The sequence below is a fragment of the Planococcus chinensis genome (genome assembly GCF_042681545.1).
Classification (GTDB): domain Bacteria; phylum Bacillota; class Bacilli; order Bacillales_A; family Planococcaceae; genus Planococcus; species Planococcus chinensis.
This window is the reverse complement of record NZ_JBHUFW010000002.1, coordinates 188,835-208,105: the sequence shown is the minus strand read 5'-3', so window position 1 is coordinate 208,105 and position 19,271 is coordinate 188,835. Positions and strand designations below refer to the sequence as shown.

The following is a 19,271-nucleotide window of genomic DNA, read 5'->3' as shown; positions in this document are numbered from 1 at the left end:
TTAAACCCTTTCTTTCAATGGGGTAACATCTATTATTGCAGGTCTTCCATATTGTAATTCCCCGTTTTCTTTCAGCATTGGTCCCGAAACTATGCATTGGCCCTTGCCAATCTTAGATAATTTGTTTGCCCATTCTTTTCGTTCTGAAGCATCTGTACTTAAAAAGCTTGCCATATCATTTATTTCCGATTCCGGCGGAGAGAAGTAAACTTTTTGTCCCGCATTTTGTAAACGACGAATTTCATCTTTCGCCATTTGCCCCTGCATGAATTGGGTTGCATACCAGCCAGACCATCCGAACTTTCTGCCTTCCGTCAAGATTTTAGCGCTTGGAGACTTTTCAGAGTGATCTAAGTTTTGGGCTTCATCTAAAATTACAGGGAATGGTTTGGATTTATCCCCATGAGACAAATTGAAGTTCCATAGATCCCATAGAATAAATTCTGTAACAATTAATTGTACTTCCCGTACAAATCCTGACAGTTGAACAACAAAAACAATACCGTCTTTTGTGCGATGTTCTTCCCAATCATATTCTTTTTCCATATTGAACGGATTGCGATCAATCAAAGGTTCAATTTTTGATAGAACGGTTTTTGCATTAGCAGAGTTATCGTTTTCCAATTCAACTTTCAAGTACTGAAGGCTCATTTTGTCGCCGTATTTCTTTAACCCATTATAAGTTGCACGGTATATAGCATTTGCCTGCTGATCTCCCATCCCTGGATAGACGGCGCTAAATACACTTCGAATACGTTCTGCTACATCAATATCTGTTTCTTCCATAAATTCATCTTCATCAATTTCTTTCAAATTCTTTTTGAATGGATTTACCGGAAAACCTTCTTTTTGAACATGGAATTGATTTATCCGATCTCCCAAAGAATCTTTAAATTCAGGTTCCAACTTACTTTTCTTAAAACCGTCCGTATAGTCGAAAATCAGGCTCGAAATATTGTTATTAGCTAACTCCAATAACAAACATTGCATGAAATAGGTTTTTCCTACTCCTGATTTCCCTGAAATTAAAATGTGGCGATTTTCGAGTTTAGGATGGCCGTATTCCCAATATATTTTTTTCTTTGTGCGGCTGTCTTCGCCTAACAATACTCTTATCGACTCTAGGCTTTGACCTGGTTCTTCTGGTTCTTCTATTTCTTCGATTACTGCTTCAGGTTTTTGTTGTTCTTTTGAGTCATCTATTAATGAATCGTCATCCTTTTTCATTTCTTTCTGATTTTCTGCTGCTTGAGAAGAGTTTTGATTAATTTTTTCCGCCACACTTTTATAAAAATCTTTGCCAACTTCCGTTGTTGTATTCCCTGGAACTAGCTGAGGCGTTTTAACATCAATTACTTCATATTCTTTTAAAAATAAATCATTGTCATCAAGATTTTTTATAATCTCTTCATAGTTTTCCTTATCATCTGCAAAAGCATCAAATTCCTTAGTTATCGGAGCAATGAACTCAATTTCCTGTCTTTCTTTTTGCGGTAACAATTGTGATTGAATATAGAGTTGACCATACGCTTTATGATTAATTTTCACATTGCTATCTTCTAACAGTATTTCTGCATTTGATACCTCTTCTTGATTATGGTCTAACCAATAAGTAAGAAGAGTTGCATCCCAAATGATTTTGAACTCTCCATCAAGGATTTTCAAGAGGTTACGATTTAAAGCACCTTTAGTAATTTGATCGTCTGTAATATGGACCGGTGAAAATGCTAACAACCTGTATAATTGAGCGTACCAATATCGTCGATCATTTGCAGTTGACTCCCCATTGAATACCTTACCTAAAAATTTGAGACTGTTTTTCAGCTGAAGAGTACCTTTATCAATATGCACTTGATTTTCTTTGCCCATTTTACACTCTACTAAATTTGCTTTTATAATGAGCTTCTCTTCATTTAAACCATCTTTTTCAATTTCAAGAAGTAAATAGTCAGGACGATTAGGTTCATTGCTAAACCAGTGACTATAAGAATCTAAAGAGATAAAGCTTTTCAAGATTGTTTGATTTTTAGGAGAATCAATATCTAACGTTTTTACTGCTAAAATTCCGGACAAGAAGCTGTGAATTTCATAATCCCGAGGATTAAGAGCCTTCAGTACTTTTATCCCGTCTAGAGCAGAAGAAGAATCTAAGATATACTTAGCAGATTCCTCACACATATTCACATTCCAAGAAGTGAAAAGTGCCTTCAAACGATTTTTTAGCCTTAATGCAATATCTTTTTTCATATTTGCAGAAGCTGAAATCGCAACATTTAACTCACCAAATGCACCTTCACCTGTAGCAAAGCTGATAATATGTTCTTTCTCAAATATCGATTTATCAAGTCCTGTATCAAGTGAAATTACCCATTGAGAATTTTTATGCAAACGTTGAAGCATATCTTTAATAGAAGCTTCAAGACCCAACACCTTTTCAACCCTATATAATTGTTTTTCACTAAAAGGATGTTCAATCCAGAATATTAATTGAGAATGCGCAAAAGATGCCTGGAATTGCTTTTGACTTATAGAGACATTTCTAATGGTCTCGTCATTTCTTACAGGCATTGGATGAAATACCATAGGGAAACGGGTATCCCCAGGCTTTATAGTTTGTTCCCCAGTTTTTTCATACTTAATTTCTTTTGTTACCATGAGATTTTCAATGAATAATAAATCATACTGTGTTCCATCAATAATTTCTTCGATACTATTCATATTTCTTGGATCAAATTTATTAAAGTAAGTTTGAATTGTAATATTATCATCTTCAGTAAATACACTGTCCAACCACATGCTCATGTAGTTTTTAGCTTTATAATTAGTTTTTGATGATAATATATCAAGTCGGAGATTAACTCCATGGGGCGAGTTTTTATAGTTACCAATGAATTCGTGCAAACCCTCAATTACCGGCTGCAACTGATCAAAGTTAACGAATCCAATTGAAAGTGAATCTATATTCGCCGGAAAAGTATTAATATACTGATGAATATGAGATTGAATTAATTTTGCCTTTGCAGAGTTCGAAGCTGTATCATCTTCATTGCTCTCTTCCCCACCTGACAAATTCACATCCAACAGACTGGAACTATCAAGAATCGTGGTTTTACTATGAGATCCATGTATGGCGAAATACCCTAAAACATGTGAAGGAATTCGACTTAAACTATCTGCGCTTAATATAGTGTCTACTCCTGATATAATGGTTGACTGTCTCTCAAGTTTTTCAAATTTCGCTTTCAATTTTGTTGAAGGCATTGCATCAGCGGTAAGACTTTCTTTTACTGCTTCAGCCATCCCTTTTCTTTGATATGCTTGTTGATCTATTATTTTTTCAAGCATTGCAGGATGGAACGGAGGGATAATAGCACCTTCAATCTTACCGACAGTAGCACTTACATCTTCTTTTGCAACAATGCAAAATAAATTTGATACTAAATAAAGACTATCCTTTTCTACCTGCTTCATCTGTCCAATATTTTCGTAAATTTCTTTCATAACTTCGATATATTTATTTACAAATATCGCTGCTGCATTGCTATAATTTGTATTTATGGATTTATAAAATCCTTCTTGTTTTATATAATGCAGAAAATTAACAAAAGGCTCTCTTAAGCGAAGCAACTTCCCAAACAATATCCCCTCTATTGGTTGTAAATGTTTTAGGATCGTTAATATATCATTTGCTAAAATTTCATGTTCTTTTATTTGAAAATGGAAAGAAGTCGTGTCCGTGCTAGATAATAAATTCCCCAAATTATCTGAGCTAAAAACAGGCAATAACATATCATTTCCTTCAAGCTGTTCCTCTAATATTGATAGATAGGAAAACGATTGAAGCCAGTAATCATAAGGGCTAAAAGACCACATATACTCCAGTGCTTCAAAACCTTCAATTTGTAAGTGGAAATATATTTTAGAAACTTTTACCTGTGTGGAGGCAAATCCAATAACAGGGTTATTAAAATTATTAAAATCAAAAATATCTTCTTGGTTTAAATATTCAATATTGACAAGGTTATTTAATTCATCGTTTAAATATTCATTAATTCCTTTTACTGCGATACACAGTTCTTTCCAACGGTTTACCTGATCTTCGCTAACCGTCCCCTCAGCTAAAGATATTTGCTGCACATCAATTATCAGTTTGCTTCCTTCAACAATCTCTTCTTCTTTTTTAGCCTCTTGGATATAATCAATCACCATCATCGAGAAAGCATGCAAAGGATTTCCTTTAATCGCCCTTACTTTAAGAGGTGCTGGATCACCCCCGGGCTCTTTCGTTTTAACTCCTAAAATTTTATTTAATATAAAGAAATCAAACTTACCCATTTCTTCTCTTAGTTGTTGTACATTAATACCTTTAGCAAAATTCAAAGCTTTTTTCCGGAGGTTTTCATAAGAATTAAACTTCTCCTCGATATCATGTTTGTAGAATTCGAAATCCTCGGTCGTAGCAAATTTCTCGAATTTTTGTATCAACTTTTTCTCTTTACTTGGACTGAACCCATCTTTATATTCTTCTCTTCGGATGAACTTAGCTGCACTTTCTAAAAGAGGCAATTTTTTAGTGTTAGCCATCTTACTAATCGCCTTTGCTTCTACCGTTTTGATATTAGGCAACTCAAAGTAGCTCCATAAGTTTCTTAAAACAAATTGAAGCAATTCCGAAGCTTCCGTAATCCCTTCAACTTTTACATCTTCAACAATTTCACTTACTTGCAATAAATCTATAGGTGTTAACTTAAAAATCACTTCGAACATACTATTAACTAAATCTGCTTGAGCTTTGTTTTCAATATCAATTATTCCATCAAACCATTTCGCATAATTACCGTTTAAAGATTTTTCAATATCCTTAGGGGTAATGGAATAAAAATCTGCCAATCCACCTTTATCTTGCACGCTCTCTGTCCCCAGTAGAATGATTGTTTTCTTTTCTTCGGCAAAGGCATTACGCCATTTTGTTAAGCGTTGACTGTCACTGATAAAGTTTTTTTCCTTCAAATGATGGAGTATCTCTCCAAATTTGTTTTCTCGAATAAATTCTTCATACTTTTCTTGAGACAATTTAATAATTATTTGGTCGTTATTCTTTTTCAAGGAATTCGCTAATTCTAAATAAATAGCAGGATTACTAATGTGATCAATTCTAAAGAAAGAAGCATTTTGAACTTCACTATTTTTTCCGTTTACAATTTTTGTTAATTCTTTAACATATTCTTGCATTGCATTCACCCTTTAAACGGATTTTCAACGATTGATGTAGCATCAGATAAGTTTCTTAAAAAACCACAGTCTTTCAGTAATTGTTGGAACGCGGCTTCATTTTCATCGAAATCCACTAAATGAGTCATTTCTCGTTCATGAAAATGTTGTGACGCTTCCTTTGAACCAATAATAATTTTAAAATGCTCGTAGCATTTCTTTAAAAATGTAGAGAATAGTAGTCTTTCTCCAGGTGCGATTAAAGTTAAAACTAGTACCTTCACTAAATTTTCATCCAAACTAAAACGCATATTTGGCCCTTTGTTTGGAACAACAAGATTAATATCTTTTGCCAATCGGCGGACTAATAAATTTGTATCTTTTGCAGCTGCATCTAGTGCTTTTGTTTCTGTCATCTTTGAATTTTTATCCAAATAACTTTTTATGTCAGCATGGTGCACGGCTCTAAATACATTTTCCTCTAATTCCCGATAAGAATTTACCGCAATTTTACGGATAGGACTCTTGGAGTCGTTTGTTAAATCGATTAGCCACTCCTGTGAATCCTCAGCCTTAATCGTTTCAGTTGCTTGTAATGTCATTAAACGAATAATTTGCATAGCAATTAGAGTTCCAAAAAGCTTTATTTTTTCAAAGGGATCTAATTCACAATGAATAAGATTATGAATTTCCTCTACTGTAGAATCGCCTCTTTTGGCATAAGTACTCGGTATAAATTCAGCAGTCTTCCTAATGTAATGAAAATTCAAGTCATTCTCTTTCGGATTATCCACTATTTCTTCCCATTGATTTTGAATGAACTTTGATATTTGACTAAGTTGTTCAATACCATTAATCATTTCTTTTATACCAACCGTTATTGACTGTTTACAATCTGGAGCTGCATTTTGAAGCGCTTGAGCCACATGTAAGTAATATACTTCTCCACCTCTTGCCATAAACGCATGCTGATCAAAATTAAATTTTTTATCAATTTTAGTCCACATGTTTTCAGTACCATCTTCTTCAAATTCCGATAGTTTCATCCGTACACTTTTACTTCCAATTGCTTCACAAAAAATCATTTCCGGAGCTAATGGCAATAGAGATTGTGCAAACCAAGAGCGTTTACCGGTCACTGCATTAAATCCATATAATAAATCTTGCAGGACTTCTAACACTAGTTGCTTCGGCATAGTTTTATTTCCATTCAAATCAATAAGAGATTCTAAATGACTTCGGTGTGCATTTAAGGCAGACTTATCAATCGCAAATCGTTTTTCTTGATCGCTATGATTGAAGAAAACGAATCTTTTCAACCCAATTTTGGGAGCAGGGAAATACGTTAATTTTTTCCCATTAATAGGCACAAAAAAGGAAAATCCTTCATCCGCATCACTATATTGCGAATCACCTTTCTTAGAAATGAAGACGACCAAGAATTCTAATAAATATTCATAAAGGGTTTGGTCTTTAAAAAGTCTTTGTCCATATATTTGAATTTGAGGATTTTTTTCATATGTTTTCAGGTCGTTCAACGGTGGATATTCTGTTACCAATTTTATCTCCTCCAATATCTTATTCAACGTATAAAGAATCTTCTTCAAGTTCAATATTCATTAATAAAGGGCCTTGTAAAGTTTGAACTAAAATTTTTATTTCTTCGTTCTTATTATCGAATTTATAAGTTTTATAAATTTTCGCTTTCATTTTGTCCACTCCATGTGTCAATGAAGGATTTAACTTAGTGGAGACAGAACCTCTAGCAACATTATCAAAGTAATCCAGCAGCAATAAGGAAAGTGGAAAACTTTCTTTAATTTTTGAAAACTTGAGTTCAATTTGATAAAAGCTAACCTCCTTATCAAATTTCGATTTCACTACTTCCTGAACAATTGAGATTTCGTTCGTCTCCATCTTACCTAATAAAAGCTGGACATTCTGTGCTCCTTGATCGTTCCTTTTCAGCGGAAGATACAACACACCTTCAGTTTTCAAACCTTCGGTATTGCCGACTAAGATGACATTAAGTGCCCGAATGACCATTTGTTCTAAAATACGAAGTTCTCTTTTCTTAAGAGGTTCTTCTCTCATTTTGAGATACTTGGGAAAAACCGGAACAAAGACTTTTGCTAATAACACTTCTCGTTCATTATGTGTATATTCTCCAAATAGCACTTGCATTCTTCTCATAGCTTTTCTCAAGAGATAAGGTTTTTCATCCGAATGTAGATTACTTGAGCTTATATTATAAAAACGCATTTCATTAAGCCAGAACTTTTTCGTCAGATGATGGACTTCCTTTTTCAGTTTTGAAAAATCGTTTCTTACAAATATATCGTAATTATGTGGAAGTTCTTTCTCATCTATACGTAACGATTTGATTTCTTGGATTGCCTTAATCTTCAAAGCATCGCTGGAACTTTTCGTGCCAATAAAGCCGAAAAACAAATTGGCAAAATGATAGTTGAATAAATTGTCTTCTGTTTTTTTAGTGCTTAATGTTCCGCAATCTAAATTTCCCGTAATGGAATAAGTTAAATGCGCTAGAATTTGACGTATAGTCAATCGTTTATCAGTTTCATACAACCATCTATAGAAAGCTTCAATGAAAGTTGTTACGGATTCTTTATTCGCTTGGATAGTATTGTAGTTATTATATATTGGACAACTTCCTGCGACACTGCATGTCTGACAAGGTGACCATAGGTTCGGTTGAAGAATTTTTTCGAATAATTTAGGCACTAAACCTGTGTTATCTATCCTCGCTAAATTAATCAACACAACTTCATGCTGCCCAATTAATTCAGCTTCCCCGCCGTTGTTGTCCATCATTTTCAGAATATCCATCTCAATAGCATCTAAGTCAGCATCACTTGATATGGTTTTTTCATATTCCTTAAATGCTTCGATTAAAGGACCGGTATTCGAGATGATAATTGCAGATCCGCCTTGTTCCTTAACTTCAAATCCTTCTCTAAGAAAAGCTATTTGCTCGTTCAAAGTTAATTCACTCATATCTTTTACATATAATAAGGAACTAGACAATTCTTTAACATAGTGAACATCTTTGATTTTCAAATTATCTTGTGGCTGAATAATATTTAAGGTTCTTAAGATTTGATGTAATAAGCCTGTTTTTCCATCGCCAGCATGCCCAGTAAGAAGAATTAAAGATGGTTTCTCTTTTATAGTGTTAATTAAATAAGCTCCTAATTCTCTTTCTATACGGATATGATCGTAATACTGGCTTGTTATTTGCGACTCTGCTATAGCATTATCATTAGCACTACTCGCGTTGTTCATTGATTTAAGATATTGTATGTAAGGATTAGTCATTTAGAGCACCTCTTTATCCCGTATTATTTCATAATTAATTACACGTAATAATGCTATTTTACCATTTCATTCATTATAAAATAACAACAATTGGGAATTAGACAAAAAATATTTTGATTTATTTTGATTATTATTATTTCCAAAGGGCACTTTTTAAGTTATTTCTATATTTAATTATGATGAAATTCCTTTATTATTCTCGATATTAATCGATCAATTTTAAAAAAAGAATATCTCAATAGCCAATTAATGTGCTTTGAAACATCCTTTTGTAAGTTTTATTTGTCATCAACTTACTTCGTTAGATATATAGTGATAGAGCTTGCTCTCCAAACTCTTCTCCATTACCAAATGCATATGAACTACCGGAATCTCTTTTCCATTCTTATCACTCATCGTGCTCTGCTCTATTGCATTTTTATCAGGCGTGACTTCCCCAAGGTAATAAAAGTCCGTTCCTTCATCGTCGTCTTTTTTGACGAATAGATGCAGATCGATCCCTAGTTCTTTTGCTTGGATGATTTTTTGCACTTCTTCAGACGCGAGCGTGCGATTGCTTCGGGTCGACCACTTGAAGACTTCTGGGTTCACAAATCCTTCGGTGTAGGCCACGCTCGACTCAACTTCTTCGTTTTTGTGATACGTGACAAAGATTGGACAGGCGCCGTGTTTCGTTTTATAGCCATACATCGTTGAACTTTCATCACTATGCCAGTTTAGCAGTCTGCATGTATCTTTTCTGGTGTATTTTTTATAAAGCGTTAAGGCTTTTTCGCAGGAATACGCTTCGCTCAACGCCATAGCCGTATCCACTAAATCTCTAAGCATTTCCTGGAAGTGATGGTTTGATTTTATTCGCGCGGCCATTTCCTCATTAAACGTATAATCTCCGTGCTGATCCAACACGACGATTGGTCGGTTCCCGTATTTCTTTTGCGGACCCGAGTTGAAAAAGGACAGGTCTAAAATGCGTTCGACAGACCGAATGGTTTCTTCGTCCCTTGTGCAGCCTGCTTCTCGCAATTGAAGCAGATAGCTCTCTTTTGAAACTCGCTCTTCTTTGAGGAGTCGGTCGAGCAAGAGAATTTCATGCTTCCGCTTTCCGTTTAAAACTTCTTGCGAAAGCATTGTCAGCACTTGCTCTTCGTAGATGGACAAAACTTCTTCAATTTCTTTTAAACGCAATAAGAAACGATAATACGTAACGTGTTTTTGAACAATTACCAGCGGATCAATCGAATTGTGAATAAGGAAGTCGTGCAGTCTCGGTACTTCCCCAATTCTGTTTTTCAATTCCACATATGCTTCTCTCAGCAATTTCAAATCGGTGAGGTTGCTCCTGCTAATGGCATTAAACACACGGTTCTTTGCGATTTCTTCAAAGTTCACGGTAGAGACGCCTTTAATATAACTGGTGTCTTTCATGTGGCGCCGGATGTTGTCTTTGTTTTGCGAGCGGTCACCTGATAACGCGATAGGAATCAGGTAATTGTTTTTATAGTTTCCAATAAAATCTATGATGGTAACGTATTCTTTTGAGTTGTGCTTCCGCAGGCCGCGGCCGAGCTGTTGAATAAAGATAATGCTTGATTGCGTTTGGCGCAGCATCACCACTTGGTTAACGCTTGGAATATCAATTCCTTCATTGAAAATATCTACGGTTAGGATATAGTCGAGCAGCCCGTTTTCTAAGCGCTCAACTTGGCGGATCCGCTCCTCTTGAGAGTGATCGCCAGTCAGCGCCACGGTACGCAAGCCCCTCCCATTCAACGCGAGGGACAATTTCTCCGCTTCTTCTTTTCGGCTGCAGAACATCAAGCCTCTAACGCTTTCACCAGAATGCCCGTAGTAATCGATCTTTTGCAGAATGTGGTTGACGCGCTCTTGGGTCACGAGTTTTGAAAACAGCGTAGTTTCGTCAATTACGCCTTCTTCGTACTCCATATCGGTCACGCCAAAATAATGAAACGGGCAAAGCATGTCTTCTTCGAGTGCTTCCTGCAAGCGGATTTCGTAAGCGATGTTGTAGTCAAAAAGCTCGTAGATATTAAAATCGTCCGTTCGTTCAGGAGTCGCTGTCATGCCCATCAAAAATTTCGGTGTGAAATGGTCAATGACCTTCTGATAGGATTTCGCTCCGGCTTTATGCACTTCATCGATCAAAATATAGTCGAAAGCTTCGGGAGCCAATTGACGCAACGTCTCTTCTTTTGAGATCGTTTGGATCGTCGCGAATAGATAACGGGCGTTTGTTTGTCTAGAAGAACCAGACAAAATGCCAAAGTCACTTTCTACGCCTCCTAGAATTTGAACAAAGTCTGATTTGGCTTTTTGCAAAATTTGTTCGCGGTGAACGATAAACAGCATGCGCTTAGGCGCAAAACTGCGCACATCAAAAGCAGATAAGTACGTTTTTCCGGTTCCCGTAGCGGAAATCACTAAGCCTTTGTCATTGCCTGCTTCGCGCACGGTTTGAATTTCTTGAAGCGCTGCTACTTGCATTTTATTCGGCGTGATTTTTAACGCTTCTTCAATCGCATTGGGTTGATAAACTCCTGGAAACTCGGTAACAGTATTTGCTTCTCCACTGTATTGAACTGGGACGTATGTATTTTCGTAATGCACGATCCATTCTTCCGTCAGCGGAATCGAGCTTTCCCAAACATCTTCAAATTGCTCATTAAAGTGATTAACGATTTCTCCGTTTTCAAGAGAAGTCAGTTTGACGTTCCATTCGTAATTTACTTTCAGCGCGTTTGCTGTGAGATTTGAACTCCCGACAATTAAAGAATGGTGCGTGTCGTGGTTAAAGATATATCCTTTGGAATGAAATCCTTTTTTATTGGCCAACCGTACTTCAACGTTCGATATTTTCAAGAGCTCTTTAAAGACCTTGGGTTGATTGAAGTTCAGGAATGTCGATGTTAAGATACGGCCTTTGATGCCTTTTCGATTCAAGTCTAAGAAATGCGATTTCAGCGTTGCTAATCCACTTTCGGTGACGAAGGCCACAGAAAACAAGAAAGACTGACAATGATCGAGTTCTTCGAGTAAGGTGTTTAACACATTTTCTGAAGCGTTATTGACGAGAAGCGTCGGTTTGAAACGCTCTCCACTGTGCTGCGCTTGATCGATAAAGCCTTTGTACAGTGATTCTTGTAGATTTTGGAGTACATTCATATGCTTCCTACCTTTGTGCAACAAATGTGCGCGCTATTTTTTCGATCGCCGGGATATCTGCTGGTGCCCATTGGAGCCCTTCTAACTCATTTGGCTTTAACCATTTGATCGCAATGTGTTCGGTTAATACCGGTTTGCCATTAAGCAAGGTGCAGTAGAACGTCGTTAGATGAACAATGCCAAAATCGTATTCATGGACCGTGTGCTCCACTTGTTCTCCAATCTCAATTTCACAATGCATTTCTTCTTGAATCTCTCGCTGCAACGCCGCTTGCGGTGATTCCCCTTGTTCGATCTTGCCACCTGGAAACTCCCATAGTCCAGGCAAAGCTTTTTCTGTTCCGCGCTGCGCACAGAGAATTTTTTCGCTATCCATTATGACCGCGCCTACGACATGGATGTTTTTCTTCATAGTTGTCTCCTCGCTTTTCTACTTATTTATTCTTCTTATTCTTATATGATCATTTTATTCCTTTAGTTACATTTAATTGAAGTTATCTTATAATTAGATCTATACTAATATCTTCCATCTAGTTATAATCTACGCGTTTTTTAAAGGGATTTCTACCCTTACTTGAAAGGGGCACTGGAAATGACGGATAAGCAAAGTTCGATGAGCGTGAATAAGCATGTGCTAACACACGATTTAAACTTGAGGCAGCTTTCTAATACATCGATTTTCCTCCGAGGGCGACTGTTTGTACTGTCTCCTTCTGCTCAAAACCAGCACAATTGGTTTGATTTGAGCAAGGTAAATGTTGAGCGCTACCAGGAAAAGCCATACAAAGGCTTTTTAATCGTGCGTTTTTTTGACAAGCTATTGGTCGCCGATCTTGACCGTTTTATCCGTGAAATGATGCCGGCAGACTTTTACGTTCTTCCAAGTTCCGGTCGCCCGCATTGGAAATTCAATATCAAATTTTCAAACTCCACTCATTACATCATCAATCAGCAAAATCCTTCGAAACCTTATCCAGTGACAGAGTTTTCCGTAAAACAATTACAAGACTTATTGAATAAAAGAGCTTAAATCTTCTTTTAGATAAAGAGCGCATCAGGACTTTCCTGATGCGCTTTCTTAGTATATCTACGGTTATTCTTCAGTATACTTTCAGGAACGTTAACTATTGACCGAAATTCTCTCAATTCTTTTTCAATCTGCGTATTATAACCTTCCGACTATTTGTAAACTGCAACGATTCTTTATTCCCTATAATAATAAGAACCCTGTTCACTTATCGTGAACAGGGTTCAGCTTCCAAATATGAGATAGTAAATCGTAATTGAAACCACTTAGAAATACCCCAACTTCTTAAGCTCCTCGTAAACGATCCAGGAATATTTCTTTCTCCCGTCGCTGTTCAAATGGTCGGAATCGAGAAAAAGGTCTTTATTGTCTCCGAATCGTGGATCATTCATGTAATTTAAAAAAGGGGCATCGATTTCAAGCGTGTTCAAGTACTGGAAAACCAGCCGATTCATCACGTCTTCATCGAAATGTTCTTGATAAGACTGATGCACCGGCTCCATGGTGAGGACGACTTTGTAGCCTTTCGCTTTGCAATACTCCAGCATTTCCTTCAGCTGCTTCACATTTTGTTCAACGTAATTTTTTTTAGTTGCTTCTCTATATTGGGCTTCTACGTGTTTATACTTTCGTTCCGCATAGTTTTTGCCGTCGTTTGCCCAGGGCTGATGGGAATCCCATCTATAGCTTTTCAACGTGCCTGAGAGCGCAGCGTTGACACTCTTCCCATTTGCCCCCGGCAAATACATGTAACGGTAATAATCCAGCAGCCGGAACGGTTCAATTTCGCTATGATCCAAAATTTCATAATAATTTCCGATGTCCAGAACTTCGAAATTTGCGAAAGTCATCTGCGAAATGGAAATGATGACAACGCCATCCCTTTTAAGATACTCGCCATATTCTTTCAGCAATTTAAAGTCGTATTGAAGCGTCTGTGCAGGAAGGGCCAAGTCCAGATGGGAGAGGCCGGTCGGCTTGAAATAATACCCGTACATGGAATGCGATGCCCCCAGATTGATGATATCTACGGGATGGGGATCCTTCTTGAACGCCAGGATGTCATGGTTGATGTTGTAATCATACGAATCCCCGACAAATTTATTGACCGGGATAAACAGCAGGAAAGCCATCCCGATGATGATTGTTAACTTAATGAATAAACGGCCCATAGCAAATCCTTTCGATGCAGTACTTCTGTTGCCAAACTTGTTGAATCGCCCGCGCAATTTGCATTTCGATTAAAAGCCCCCATAGATGAACCCCTCACCTGAAACACCGAATACCAGGATGGAGACAAGGATCAACACATAAACTGCATATCGGGCGAATGCCGGACGCTGCGACAGCCAGGTCCAGGTGGACGTATTTTTTCGTTCGATGTAATGAAACAGCTGGACAATGACAAAGAAAAAGCCGAAGATCACGAAATCCAGCAGCGAAAACATTTCAGCTGCCTCCAGAATTCCGAATGGGCTCCACGAGCTGAACGTCAAGAACAGCTCGGCATTTTCAAATGCTTCTGCAACGGAATCTGACCGGAAAAACACCCGGGAAAAGCATACCAGCAGGAACGTGATGGCGATCTTCACCCATTTATGCAGCGAGGGATTCCTATCCAAACGGCTAAAGGACGCCATCTTCCCGCGGACGTGTTTCGTATGGTCGCCAAAAACGCGGTAGAATCCGTGGATGAGCCCCCATAACACAAACGTCCAAGCGGCTCCGTGCCAAATGCCGCTGATCAAAAACGTGATCACAATGGCTAAATAAATTTCGCTTCTCTTCTTTTTCCCTTTGCATAACGGAACAAAGATATAATCCCGGAGCCACGCAGAAAGCGTAATGTGCCATCTGTTCCAGAAATCCCCGATCGACACGGCAAAATGCGGCTGCTTGAAGTTTTCCGTCAGTTTGATCCCCAGCATCCTGGCACAGCCGATGGCAATGTCGCTGAGTGCGGAAAAATCGGCGTACAATTGGATCGAGAAGAGAATCGTCCCCAGGACGATTTGCGAACCGGTCGGGTCAGGGCTGTCGAACACATCTGCCACAATCGGCGCCAGCCGGTCTGCAATCAAGGTCTTCTTAAAAAAACCCCAAGCGATCCGCTTCATTCCATAGCTTATGTTTTCATAGTCCAGCGTCTGTTCCACTTTGAATTGCGGAAGCAGTTTCTTCGCACGTTCAATCGGCCCCGCAACCAGTTGCGGGAAAAACGCAAAATAGATGGAAAAATAGCCGTAATGCCGCTCCGCTTTTTGCTTTCCTTTGTAGATGTCCACCAGATAACTGACTGCCTGGAATGTATAAAAAGAAATGGCTAATGGCAGAACAATTTCCTGGTACGGTACGGCATAGTTCCAATTCAGGTATGCCGAGATTGCCCGAACGGAATCGTTTACAAAATTAAAGTATTTAAACCAGCCGAGACAAAACAATAAGACGCAAATGCCCACCAGCATGGCTTTTTTCTTCTGTTCCTTCGTTTCCTGTTTCTCAATAATCCTTCCCGCAACATAAGTGAAAACGGTGCTTGCCAGCAGCAGCACGACAAAGTAGCTGCTCAAAGAAGCGTAAAAACCGTAACTTGCTGCCAGCAACAGCACCCATCTCCACCGATGCGGGATCAGGTAATACGCAAAAACGACGGCTGTGAAAAACAGGAGAAACTCAATTGATATGAAGCTCATAGGATCACCTGATAAAAAGTAAACTTAAGATTTTTCCTAAAGATGAATTATCCCTATTTAGGCAACTCGGAATAAAGGATTTTCCCGAAACCGTTGCGCGGGATTCTCTCGATTCTTATAACCTCAAAGCCCTTTAAGTTTAATTTTCCCTTAATTATTTTTTTAATTTGAAGACGGTCTTCTTGTAAGGTGTAAATGGACAGCCGGTCATCCGCCCCGGCGCAGACGCACTCATGGCCATGCTCATGCAGCAGTCCTTCCACTTCATCCAAGCTGATCCGGCTTCCGGCGACTTTAATGATTCTTTTGAGCCGTCCGGTGATAAAAAAGTAGCCATCCTCATCAACGTAAGCCAAATCACCGGTGTGCAAGATCCCGCTGTTCTCGTCCTTTTTCGAAAGGTCGGCCAATGACTCCGCATATCCTAAAGAAACATTGGGGCCTTTGTAGATCAATTCACCGCTGACATGAGGCGCTGTAATTTTGTTGCCCATATCATCCTGCAGCAAGAGTTCGCCGCCCGGGATGGCAACCCCGATGCTGCCGGCTTTCTCAAGATTCTTTCCAGGCGGCAAATAGCTCATCCGCGCCGTTGCTTCCGTTTGGCCGTACATCATGAAAAATTGGATCCCTTTCCGGTCGCATGCTTCCGCAAATTTGACCGATAGATCCGGGCTTAATTTCCCCCCTGCTTGCGTCAGTTTTTTTAGGCTCGGAAGATCGAACGCTTCAAACTTCAGTCTGTCGAGCATCTCATAGACGAAAGGCACACCGCCAAAAGTCGTTGCTCCTTGCTCTTTGCACAAGTCCCAAAACTCTTTTTTCAGGATGGATGCATCCGTTACAATGACCGTCGCCCCGCAAATGAAATGGCTATTGATGATCGACAGGCCATAGGAGTAATTCATCGGCAGTGTGGTGATGGGTTTATCGTCTGCCTTGATGTCAAGGTACTCCTTTATGGATTCTGCATTTGCGAAGATATTTTCATAACTCAAGCGGACAAATTTGGGGCTTCCCGTACTTCCGGAGGTGGATAAAAGGAGCGCAAGCTGGTCATCCAGATCATGCTGGAAAAATGCCGGGCATTGGAACAAGGTGTAATCCCCGAACACAAATGAACTTTCCGTTATGGCGGAAAGGTCTTGATGATCACTGCTCGCCCAGATGTATGCCGGCTTATAAAGGTCCATCAGCCTTTGCAGCCGGTCCATGGGGATGGATGCATCCAAGAGGACCGGCACCACATGGCCTCTCATAAAGCCGACGTAGCCAAATAAAGATTCCTTATTATTTGAACACAAACAAAAAACGAGCGTTCGTCCACCTGCTGCACCGCAGATCGCGTCCGCAATTTCTGCCATTTCCGTATAGGAGTATTCGCGCTCAGCATACACTGCGGTACGGTTTCCAAACGCCTCAAGTTGTTTGAAATTATTCATTTACAAAATTTACTCCCAGCCGGTTCAATAGCTCCATTCCGGACCGATACGAATTGAACTCTGTCATCCATTCAGCATCCAAGGACACATCAAACGCATCCTCCATCGTAGAAATGAGAATCATATGCCCAAGTGAATCCCATTCATTTGTTTCTCCTAACGCTAAATCTTCACTTACCTCGTCTTCTTCCAAGTCCAACGCTTCCATAAATGCATTTCTATACTTTTCAATATTTTTCATTATGTACGCCCTTTCCATCCTTACTTTCAATTGCCTCTATGTGAAGGTCTTGTTTGCTCAACCAGTTTCGATATCCGATAACTCTCTATGGCAGCTTGTAGATCCATCTGCTTCTTGATTGTCAGCTAGAAATATCTTAATTGAAAATGATTATCATACTCAATTATAATTCCATGAAAAGAAAAGTCAATATGGTAATCTAATGCGATTTTTGTATTTATAACTGAATTCCGAGCTTTTTCTTATACGAATAGTCCCTATAGAACAACGCATCCCTAAAAAGTGACCTTTCCACTTGCTTGAACGCTGGTGCGCATAGCCGCTGTGTTCAAGTGCTTGTCAAGGCAGCAGGAAATTCTTTGTGATCAACGACATTTTTTCTTTCTGCTACAGACAAGAAGCCGTTAAATCATTAAAACGATTTAACGGCTTCTTCTTAACTATTCACCCTACACTTTCCACCTAAGGGTTCATTTCTTTTCCCCTTACAGTCGCTTTTCACGGGCTGCTCAATGCCACCGACTTCCGATAGCATGTGGAACCAGCTTGCCTCCTTACATTCCCTAACAATTTTTTACATGATTTTTATATAAATCGAGTTTCCCCTTAATAATTTCTATCTACTCTATTACTAGATTCAAAAATACATAGTAATGGAGAGATATGGTATGACAAATGCAAATTCCAAAAACGGTTTGAACAGAAGAGATTTCTTAAAAGCGGGAGGAATGGGTGCACTTGCCCTTACTATTGGTTCGACTGGCGTAATTGGCTTCGGTTCAAAGACCCTTGCGGATTCAAGTGTTAATCCAACGAGCGGATTTGGCGGGTACGGCCCTTTAGTGCCGGATCCAAAGGGTATTCTTGATCTTCCAAAAGGCTTTCACTATGAAATCATTTCCAGAGAAGGCGACCTGATGACCGATGGAACGAAGATTCCTGGAGCCTTTGATGGAATGGCAGCTTTTGAAGGAGCTAATAATACAACCATTCTCGTTCGTAATCATGAATTATCGGGAGGTCCGGCATTTGGGAGCAATCCTTACGATGCGAACGCTAATGGTGGTACAACCGCTCTAGTTGTAGGCCCAAATCGCAATGTCAAGAAAGAATATGTTGCATCTTCAGGAACCATCCGAAATTGCGCCGGAGGAGCAACACCTTGGGGAACTTGGTTAACTTGTGAAGAAACACGCACCGAAACACACGGATATGTATTTGAAGTAGATCCACAGCAGCCGGAAAACGACTTGTCCAAAACGCCAATCAAGGAAATGGGGCGTTTCTCTCACGAGGCGTGTGCCATCGACCCTTCGACAGGATATGTATACTTAACCGAAGATTCAAATCCGAGCTACCTTTACCGTTTTATCCCAAATGACTTGAGCCAAAAACCGGGTTCGCTGCAAAAAGGCGGCAAACTATATGCAGCGGCAATTGAAGCGGTAACGGATCCATCAGCAAGCACCTTTAAAACGGGACAAACCTTTAATATTGTTTGGAAGGAACTAGATCCTCATTTATGCCGTGAGGATGCTAAGGCACAAAAATGCATCGAATTCAGCAGACTCGAGGGTGCGTTCTTCCAAGAGGGCGTGTTCTGGTTCGACGACACCTCTGCTGGGGACAAAAAGCTTGGACGCATTTATCGCTATGTTCCTCATACGAATACATTGGAGCTTTTCTATGAGGGAAATGATGCAAGAGAAATGGAATATCCGGATAATATCTGCTGTACGCCGTGGGGAGACCTTTGGTATGCAGAGGATGGTTCGGGCCAGGATCGCATTATGGGAATCACCCCGGAAGGCAAAGTTTATCCTTTTGCCGCTAACCGCCTAAGCGACTCTGAATTGTGCGGTCCAACCTTCTCGCCAGATGGACACACACTTTTCGTCAATATCCAAAGTCCAGGCAAAACCTTTGCCATTTGGGGACCGTTCCAGCGCAGAAACTCTGCACGTGCAAGGGAAATGTCTTATGCTGCCCCTGCGCACCTTGCCCCGCAAGTTTCAGAAAAAGTGGCCAAGGCTGCCGAAGCGCAAGGAATGTCCGTTCTAGAAGCAGCAGCATTTGAAAGACATGGGGTAAAAATGAGTTAAATTGTTTTACAGAATGCCATAAAAAAGATGTAAGCT

General features: G+C 39.3%; 11 protein-coding genes. 2 read left to right on the top strand and 9 right to left on the bottom strand.

The features are described from left to right. From ACFSDB_RS00995 to ACFSDB_RS00975, 5 genes are all read right to left on the bottom strand, one after another. On the bottom strand, nucleotides 1-5,232 hold the full coding sequence (locus tag ACFSDB_RS00995) for an ATP-binding protein (protein ID WP_377338793.1): 5,232 nt from the start codon (nucleotides 5,230-5,232) through the stop codon (nucleotides 1-3). A 5-nt stretch (nucleotides 5,233-5,237) separates the two neighbouring features. Beyond that, entirely contained in the window at nucleotides 5,238-6,770 is a 1,533-nt protein-coding gene (locus ACFSDB_RS00990; RefSeq protein ID WP_204891503.1) for a hypothetical protein, read from the bottom strand. 19 nt (nucleotides 6,771-6,789) lie between these two features. Then, complete coding sequence (locus ACFSDB_RS00985; protein ID WP_204891504.1) at nucleotides 6,790-8,550, bottom strand: hypothetical protein; 1,761 nt, start codon at nucleotides 8,548-8,550, stop codon at nucleotides 6,790-6,792. 288 nt (nucleotides 8,551-8,838) lie between these two features. Continuing rightward, nucleotides 8,839-11,730: a DEAD/DEAH box helicase gene (locus tag ACFSDB_RS00980; protein WP_204891505.1), complete on the bottom strand. Its 2,892-nt coding sequence runs from the start codon at nucleotides 11,728-11,730 to the stop codon at nucleotides 8,839-8,841. Nucleotides 11,731-11,737: 7 nt separating this feature from the next. Beyond that, nucleotides 11,738-12,142, bottom strand: a complete 405-nt coding sequence (locus tag ACFSDB_RS00975) for a (deoxy)nucleoside triphosphate pyrophosphohydrolase (protein WP_204891506.1) — start codon at nucleotides 12,140-12,142, stop codon at nucleotides 11,738-11,740. Between the two features lie 180 nt (nucleotides 12,143-12,322). On the opposite strand from ACFSDB_RS00975, the gene ACFSDB_RS00970 reads away from it, so the two are divergent. Further along, the gene (locus tag ACFSDB_RS00970; RefSeq protein WP_204891507.1) at nucleotides 12,323-12,760 is read left to right on the top strand and encodes a hypothetical protein; all 438 of its coding nucleotides are present in this window, start codon (nucleotides 12,323-12,325) and stop codon (nucleotides 12,758-12,760) included. A gap of 263 nt (nucleotides 12,761-13,023) precedes the next feature. On the opposite strand, the gene ACFSDB_RS00965 is transcribed toward ACFSDB_RS00970, so the two are convergent. From ACFSDB_RS00965 to ACFSDB_RS00950, 4 genes are all read right to left on the bottom strand, one after another. Next, complete coding sequence (locus tag ACFSDB_RS00965; protein WP_204891508.1) at nucleotides 13,024-13,929, bottom strand: hypothetical protein; 906 nt, start codon at nucleotides 13,927-13,929, stop codon at nucleotides 13,024-13,026. A gap of 69 nt (nucleotides 13,930-13,998) precedes the next feature. Then, nucleotides 13,999-15,450: an MBOAT family O-acyltransferase gene (locus tag ACFSDB_RS00960; protein ID WP_377338787.1), complete on the bottom strand. Its 1,452-nt coding sequence runs from the start codon at nucleotides 15,448-15,450 to the stop codon at nucleotides 13,999-14,001. 53 nt (nucleotides 15,451-15,503) lie between these two features. Next, nucleotides 15,504-16,892, bottom strand: a complete 1,389-nt coding sequence (locus ACFSDB_RS00955; protein ID WP_204891509.1) for an AMP-binding protein — start codon at nucleotides 16,890-16,892, stop codon at nucleotides 15,504-15,506. Further along, nucleotides 16,885-17,133, bottom strand: coding sequence for an acyl carrier protein (locus ACFSDB_RS00950; RefSeq protein WP_204891510.1), 249 nt, complete (start codon nucleotides 17,131-17,133; stop codon nucleotides 16,885-16,887). Before ACFSDB_RS00950 ends, ACFSDB_RS00955 begins: the two co-directional genes overlap by 8 nt. A gap of 668 nt (nucleotides 17,134-17,801) precedes the next feature. Between ACFSDB_RS00950 and ACFSDB_RS00945 the strand changes: the two genes are divergently transcribed. After that, nucleotides 17,802-19,235: an alkaline phosphatase PhoX gene (locus tag ACFSDB_RS00945; RefSeq protein ID WP_204891511.1), complete on the top strand. Its 1,434-nt coding sequence runs from the start codon at nucleotides 17,802-17,804 to the stop codon at nucleotides 19,233-19,235. Nucleotides 19,236-19,271: the final 36 nt, after the last annotated feature.

Excerpts from the sequence above, each read along its gene's own strand:
- ACFSDB_RS00995 (WP_377338793.1), bottom strand. The coding sequence starts at position 5,232 with ATGCAAGAATATGTTAAAGAATTAACAAAAATTGTAAACGGAAAAAAT.
- ACFSDB_RS00985 (WP_204891504.1), bottom strand. The coding sequence starts at position 8,550 with ATGACTAATCCTTACATACAATATCTTAAATCAATGAACAACGCGAGT.
- ACFSDB_RS00980 (WP_204891505.1), bottom strand. The coding sequence starts at position 11,730 with ATGAATGTACTCCAAAATCTACAAGAATCACTGTACAAAGGCTTTATC.
- ACFSDB_RS00975 (WP_204891506.1), bottom strand. The coding sequence starts at position 12,142 with ATGAAGAAAAACATCCATGTCGTAGGCGCGGTCATAATGGATAGCGAA.
- ACFSDB_RS00970 (WP_204891507.1), top strand. The coding sequence starts at position 12,323 with ATGACGGATAAGCAAAGTTCGATGAGCGTGAATAAGCATGTGCTAACA.
- ACFSDB_RS00965 (WP_204891508.1), bottom strand. The coding sequence starts at position 13,929 with ATGGGCCGTTTATTCATTAAGTTAACAATCATCATCGGGATGGCTTTC.
- ACFSDB_RS00960 (WP_377338787.1), bottom strand. The coding sequence starts at position 15,450 with ATGAGCTTCATATCAATTGAGTTTCTCCTGTTTTTCACAGCCGTCGTT.
- ACFSDB_RS00955 (WP_204891509.1), bottom strand. The coding sequence starts at position 16,892 with ATGAATAATTTCAAACAACTTGAGGCGTTTGGAAACCGTACCGCAGTG.
- ACFSDB_RS00950 (WP_204891510.1), bottom strand. The coding sequence starts at position 17,133 with ATGAAAAATATTGAAAAGTATAGAAATGCATTTATGGAAGCGTTGGAC.
- ACFSDB_RS00945 (WP_204891511.1), top strand. The coding sequence starts at position 17,802 with ATGACAAATGCAAATTCCAAAAACGGTTTGAACAGAAGAGATTTCTTA.